The organism is Streptococcus sp. HMSC068F04 (genome assembly GCF_001837455.1).
GTDB classification, from domain to species: domain Bacteria; phylum Bacillota; class Bacilli; order Lactobacillales; family Streptococcaceae; genus Streptococcus; species Streptococcus salivarius_D.
This window is the reverse complement of record NZ_KV832477.1, coordinates 24,408-31,001: the sequence shown is the minus strand read 5'-3', so window position 1 is coordinate 31,001 and position 6,594 is coordinate 24,408. Positions and strand designations below refer to the sequence as shown.

Sequence of the window (6,594 nt, the reverse complement as noted above, 5' to 3'; positions counted from 1 at the left end):
TCAAAAACGATGTTTGTCTTCATTCTGAGCTGACGCAAGGTCAGCTTTTTCTTATATCACAATGTTTTACTGAGCTTGATGAGATTTCCAACATTGAGTCCTGTTCGATAGAGATTCTCTTTAGCAGCAGCTAAAACTTGGTCTAAGTCTGCTACTTGTCCAATAATGGGAAAGGCAACTGAAATGCCTGCTACTGGAAAATCAGGCAAGTCATCCTTCAGACTACCGCAGATTGCAATGACGGGAATAGCTGATGGTGTCCGCCTAGCCACCCCGACCGGTGCCTTACCAGACAAGGACTGGCTATCCATACGTCCTTCTCCTACTATAACCAAATCAGCAGACTTCACACGTTGGTCAAAATCAACACAATCAAGTACAAAGTCAATTCCTGATTTAACTTCTGCATCTGCAAAGGCCACCAGACCTGCAGCCATGCCTCCCCCTGCTCCTGAACCAGCTAGTTTTAAAACTTCAGGAGCAAAGTCAGTGTAGAATTGTGACATATCTTGGTCAACTTTTTTAAATTGTGAAGGAGACAAGCCTTTTTGTCCACCAAAAATATAGGTCGCTCCATGTTGACCACACAAGGGGTTATCTACGTCAGTAATCAGACGAATGGTGACACCAGACAAATCAACCTTATTTTCAGAGGAAACCTTTTTAAGGAGACCAAGATTAGCACCTATTGGCTCAAGCTCCTGTCCTTCAGAATCATAAAAACGATAACCCAATCCATATGCCATACCAATACCACCATCATTGGTAGCAGATCCACCTACGCCTATAATAAACTCTCGGATGCCAGATTGAACCAAATGAACAATTAGTTCACCTACGCCTTGTGTCGTTAGAGCTAGAGGATTTCGTTTCTCCTTAGAAATATGCTCCAAGCCACAAATCGCAGCCATTTCAAAAATAGCAGTCTGGCCATTGCTAGCAAAAGAAACACTTCCGTCACTTGTATAGGCATGAGGAATCTTGATACTTTTCTTCTCAAGATTTAGATTTTCAGCAAGAGCATCTAAGGTGCCTTCGCCACCATCACCTATTGGCATGAGGTCAAAATCAGCGTCGGGTAAGGCATTTTCAAAGCCTGATTTAAGGGCTAAGGCGACCTCTTTTGCAGATAAGCTCTCCTTAAATGAATCAGGTGCAATCAAAATTCGCATGATGTCCTCCTTCTATTTTTCTTTTAGGTAAGGGGATAAAGCCTGAACTAACTCTTCCGTCATATGTCGAGGACCTCGAACAGTTTTAATACCTAAACTCTTTAGTCTATCACTGTCAAAGTCAGTGTCATTAAAAGTATATAAGGGTTTAATCCGCATCAACTCTTTAATACTCTCCTCTTCACGATAACCTTGATTAGGGATATTTGCCTCTAAAACTTGACAGACGTAACGGATGGCCTTGGTAGGTGCCGTAATATAGATAGCCACAAAATCTCCCTTTTGCATACTAGCTTTCTGTGTCCAAAGAATCTCCTCATTTGCGGAAAACTCCTCCCCAATATCGTAGTATTTCAAATTTACCGGGATAATCCAATAATGAGGCTCCGAAGCCTTTCTAAGATGTTTTGGGGCCACTAGGGTTCGACTTTCACTAAGAAGCTCAAAAATGGTCTGGTCCGGCAAGGTCTCATCTAAAACAAGACTGACCCAGGTCTTCTTGGACATATGGTAGCTAGGAAAAACGCCATCCATTTTCAAGAGCTTATCCATTTGCTTCGGATTAACCTTGATGTTAACCACATCATATGTTGATTCTGCCTTTTCTCCACCAAGCCCTAGTTTTTCTCCCTTAAGAGGAAAAAACAAGGCATACCATTTACCATCAACTCTGAAAGATAGATAGCTTGGTTCCTTCTCGAAAGGATGGTCTGCTTGGTCTGAAAATTCTTGAACTAAAAACTTAGCCAGGCGATTAGCTTGTGGAGATGAAAATAATTGATTTTCATAACAAGAAACAGCTACCTGTGACAGAAGTGCTCCATAAGCTTCTCTGACTTGACCAACGTAAGTTCCAGTAGCCTGAGGACTCCTGAAGATATCATAAGGCTCATCAAGATCACTATCGACAACCTGTCCCGTCAACTTACCTTCTAAATCAATAAACAATCGAGCTTCAAGTTCTTCAGCTATCAGTGTTTTTCTGAACTCATAGCCTTGCTCGGTAGCTGTAAAACCAAAAGGCTCTAGGCTATCAGGTTTTAGGATTTTCTTTTTAAAATAAGCATCCTCAAAAATCATTGGTTCTTCCTTTTTCTAAAAAAGAGAAGTTGAGACAAACTTATGTCCCAACTCCTTTTTTATTTTGTTGACTGACGTAAGGTAAGACCATGATTAAGAATAACATCTTTTTCTTCAAGCTCTTCCTTATTCATGATTTTAGTCAACATACGCATGCTAACTGCCCCTAAATCATAGAGAGGATGATTAATACTAGAAAGGTTTGGACGTGTATAGCTTGTAATTGGTGAGTCATTGCTTGTGATGATTTCGAAGTCTTCTGGAACGGATTTACCTGCAGCAAAGAGGCCATTCAAGAGACCTGCAGCCAATTCATCTTCTCCAACATAGGCAGCAGTGGCACCAGAGTTCAAGACACGTTGTGCTAGATCAAAGCCGTCTTTATAGCTGTATTTAGCTTCAAAAACAAGACCTTCATTGTAGCGCAAATTATTCTTTTCAAGTCCGGCCTTATAACCAGCTAGACGGAGCTTGCCATTAATATCATCAATTAGTGGTCCTGATACAAAGGCAACCTTTTCATTATTTTTAGCAAGTTGCGTTACACAATCCTCAACAGCAGCTTTATAGTCGATGTTAACACTCGGTAATTGGTGTTCAAGGTCCACTGTTCCTGCTAGGACAATCGGCGTACGGGTACGAGAAAATTCTGCACGAATTTTTTCCGTCAAGTGGTAACCCATGAAGATGATACCGTCTACTTGTTTGGCAAACAGAGAGTTAATCACGGTAACTTCGTGATCGTCATTTTCATCACTAGATGCAAGAACAATATTGTACTTGTACATGGTTGCAATATCATCAATCCCCCTTGCTAAAGTAGCAAAATAACTATTAGCAATATTTGGGATGACAACTCCTACAGTAGTAGTTTTCTTACTCGCCAAGCCACGCGCAACCGCATTTGGACGGTAATCCAAACGATCAATGACCTCAAGCACTTTTTTTCGGGTGTTTTCTTTTACATTTTTATTTCCATTTACCACACGAGACACAGTCGCCATCGAAACACCTGCTTCACGCGCAACGTCGTATATAGTAATTGTTTCATCAGTATTCATAAAAACACTTCCTTTCTCATTTTACGCTCACTTATTCATGCTAATTGTATCAGATTCTGAAAACACTTTCAATTATTTTGACTGATTTTTTACAAAAAAATGAAAGGGATTCCTTCTTCATGGTTATGAGGAAGAAAGCCATTTCAGAAAAAGACCTGTCATTTCGTGTTTCCAAGACTATCCATCGCTTACAAACCTAGCCTAAAAAAGTCTCAATGAAAGTAAATGATTTAATGAAAAGCCAAAAAAACAGCTTGCATTTTTACTATAAAAGTGACAGAATGAGTGTAAGAAATACAAAGGAGTTTTTTCTATGTCTAAACTTGATCGCATTCGTCATTTTTTGAATGAAAATAAAGCAGGGCTAGCTATTGTTTCAGATCCTGTAACTGTCAATTATCTTACTGGTTTTGATTGTGACCCACATGAACGCCAAATGTTCCTCTTCGTCTACGAAAATCGTGAACCTGCCCTCTTTGTTCCTGCTCTTGAGGTTGCACGTGCCTCTGCTGTACTCGACTTCCCAGTCTTTGGTTATGTGGACTCTGAAAATCCATGGCAAAAAATCAAGGCTGGCCTAGCAAGTACAGACAGCCCTATTATTTATGCAGAGTTTGACAATCTCAATGTGACTAAGTTCCAAGGATTGCAAACGGTCTTTGAAGGTCGCTTTGAAAACTTGACACCATTCATCCAAAAAATGCGCGTTATCAAGTCTGCTGATGAAATTCAAAAAATGATTGTTGCCGGTGATTATGCTGATAAAGCTGTTAATATCGGTTTTGACAATATCTCTCTCGACGTTACTGAAACAGACATCATTGCTCAAATCGAATTTGGCATGAAGAAAATCGGTATCAATCAAATGTCCTTTGAAACGATGGTCCTTACAGGTAATAATGCCGCAAACCCTCATGGTATTCCAGGAACTAACCGCATTGAAAATGACAGCCTCCTCCTTTTCGACTTGGGCTGTATGGTGAATGGCTATGCTTCAGATATGACGCGAACAGTCGCTGTTGGAAAACCCGATGATTTCAAAAAAGAAATCTACCACTTGACTTTAGAAGCTCAACAGGCTGCCCTAGATATGATTAAACCAGGTGTAACTGCCAGCGAAGTCGATGCTGCAGCACGTAATGTTATTGAAAAAGCTGGTTACGGCGAATACTTCAACCACCGCCTCGGACACGGTATCGGAATGGATGTGCATGAATTCCCTTCTATCATGGAAGGAAATGACTTGGTAATCGAAGAAGGAATGTGCTTCTCTGTTGAACCAGGTATTTACATTCCTGAAAAAGTTGGTGTTCGTATCGAGGACTGTGGTTATGTGACAAAAGATGGCTTTGAAGTCTTCACACACACACCAAAAGAATTGATCTATTTTGATGTCTAATTAATAAACATGGGTCTTCAATTAAATTGAAGATCTTTTTGTTTGTAGCCAAATCGAAAACACCAAAAAAGCCGACTCATTGAGAGTCAGCTTTTTTTGCTATTTTTCCTCATGCTCTTGTCTAAGATAGTCAAGTCCTTCTTCAATCCATCCTGGCATTGCTTCTGCCAAAGGTTTAAAGCCATAGTTCAAACGACTATCTGAGAAACGATGACGATGAGGGATTTTATTTTTTTCTTCCTCAAGGGTTCTCAAAGAAAGACTGGCCTTTTGTGTAAATTCATCAAAATCAACAACTTGAACCAAGACCTCCTGGTCTACCTTGAGGGTATTGTAGATGTTGTCGATATAACCTGTCTTAATCTCCGAGATGTGAATCAAGCCTGTGGTACCATTTTCCAATGAAACAAAGGCACCGTAAGGCTTGATGCCTGTGATAACACCCCTAAGCTTGTCTCCAATTTTCATCTTAGTCTGCTACCTCAACTGTTTCAATCACAACATCCTCAAGTGGCTTATCTTGAGCTCCAACCTCAACATTGGCAATCTCATCAAGCACCTTGTAAGAGTCTTCATCCACCAATTGACCAAAGACTGTGTGACGACGGTCTAGGTGAGGTGTTCCACCATTTTCAGCATAAGCTTCCGCGATTGGTGCTGGCCAACCACCACGTTCGAGTTCCTTTTTAGCATAAGGAATTTCAGGCGTTTGAACGATGAAGAACTGGCTACCATTAGTATCTGGTCCAGCATTGGCCATAGAAAGCGCACCACGGAGGTTATAGAGCTCTTCAGAAAATTCATCCTGGAAGCTACCACCGAAGCTTGACTCACCACCCATACCAGTACCAGTTGGGTCACCACCTTGAATCATAAAGTCCTTGATAATACGGTGGAAAATCACACCGTCATAGTAGCCACTCTTGGCCAAATTGACAAAGTTAGTAACTGTTAATGGTGCATGATCAGGGAAAAGTTTGATGACCAAATCACCATGGTTTGTTTTAATTGTTGCGACTGGACCTTCTACTGCATCCAAGTCAAGTTGTGGGAAATGAAGTTCTTTTTCTACCAATCCGAGTTCCTCCAAGGCATTGAAAATGCCATCTTCTTCTACTGTTCCTGTAACGTAATCTGCTTTTTCTTTCAGTTCTGGTGTGGCATTACCCATGGCAACCTTAAGTCCAACATAGTCAAAAATCTCCATATCGTTTGGACCATCCCCAAACATCATAGCATTGACCGGTTTAAGGTTTTCATGCTCCAAGACATGCTCGACACCAGATGCTTTTGAGATACCATTTGCTACGACGTCAGATGAGTGTTCATGCCAAGGTACCATACGAACATGTGTCGCAAGTTCTTCTGGTAACTCAAGCTCACCATCATTTTCCGCAAAAGTCCACATATGGTAAACATCGTTCGACAAGTAGAAGTCTGGCTCCACATCACAAAGACCATAGACTGGTTTCATAGCATCATCAATCAAATCTGAACGCTCTGAGACAACTGGCTTATCCTTACCAGCAAATCCCCAAGCAATCCCAATCTCTTTACACCAAGCAACAAAAGCTTCTGTAACCTCACGAGCTAGGGGCTGGTTATAAATTTCTTCCCCTTTTCGATTAATCACATAAGTTCCATTGATGGTTACAAAATAATCGGGCTCTAGGTCTCGAATGTCCTCAACGACACCATAGTAGCCACGTCCTGTGGCAATCCCCGTTAAAATTCCTTTTTCTTTAAGCCCTTTGAAAACAGCCTTAATAGATTCAGGAATGTAGCCTGTCTTTTTGACACGAAGCGTGTCGTCAATGTCGAAGAAAACAATCTTTGTCTTCTTGGCCTTGTATTTTGTTTTAGCATCTACTGGCATCGCTAA

The 6,594-nt window shown here is 41.0% G+C and carries 6 protein-coding genes; 1 reads left to right on the top strand and 5 read right to left on the bottom strand.

What is annotated here, in order from left to right:
• Positions 1-56: 56 nt before the first annotated feature.
• From HMPREF2571_RS04345 to ccpA, 3 genes are read right to left on the bottom strand one after another with little or no spacing between them, the layout of a single operon-like run.
• Complete coding sequence (locus HMPREF2571_RS04345; protein ID WP_013990899.1) at positions 57-1,172, bottom strand: glycerate kinase; 1,116 nt, start codon at positions 1,170-1,172, stop codon at positions 57-59.
• 12 nt (positions 1,173-1,184) lie between these two features.
• Complete coding sequence (locus HMPREF2571_RS04340; RefSeq protein WP_013990900.1) at positions 1,185-2,252, bottom strand: MmcQ/YjbR family DNA-binding protein; 1,068 nt, start codon at positions 2,250-2,252, stop codon at positions 1,185-1,187.
• A 59-nt stretch (positions 2,253-2,311) separates the two neighbouring features.
• Complete coding sequence (gene ccpA, locus HMPREF2571_RS04335) at positions 2,312-3,313, bottom strand: catabolite control protein A (protein WP_013990901.1); 1,002 nt, start codon at positions 3,311-3,313, stop codon at positions 2,312-2,314.
• 313 nt (positions 3,314-3,626) lie between these two features.
• Between ccpA and HMPREF2571_RS04330 the strand changes: the two genes are divergently transcribed.
• On the top strand, positions 3,627-4,712 hold the full coding sequence (locus HMPREF2571_RS04330; protein ID WP_013990902.1) for a M24 family metallopeptidase: 1,086 nt from the start codon (positions 3,627-3,629) through the stop codon (positions 4,710-4,712).
• Positions 4,713-4,811: 99 nt separating this feature from the next.
• Here the strand turns inward: HMPREF2571_RS04330 and HMPREF2571_RS04325 are convergent, their stop codons facing one another.
• Together HMPREF2571_RS04325 and HMPREF2571_RS04320 are read right to left on the bottom strand one after the other, a co-directional pair.
• Positions 4,812-5,180 (bottom strand): S1 RNA-binding domain-containing protein, encoded by a 369-nt coding sequence (locus tag HMPREF2571_RS04325; protein WP_002886108.1) that lies wholly within the window; start codon positions 5,178-5,180, stop codon positions 4,812-4,814.
• Position 5,181: 1 nt separating this feature from the next.
• Complete coding sequence (locus tag HMPREF2571_RS04320; protein ID WP_013990903.1) at positions 5,182-6,588, bottom strand: Cof-type HAD-IIB family hydrolase; 1,407 nt, start codon at positions 6,586-6,588, stop codon at positions 5,182-5,184.
• Between the last annotated feature and the right edge of the window lie 6 nt (positions 6,589-6,594).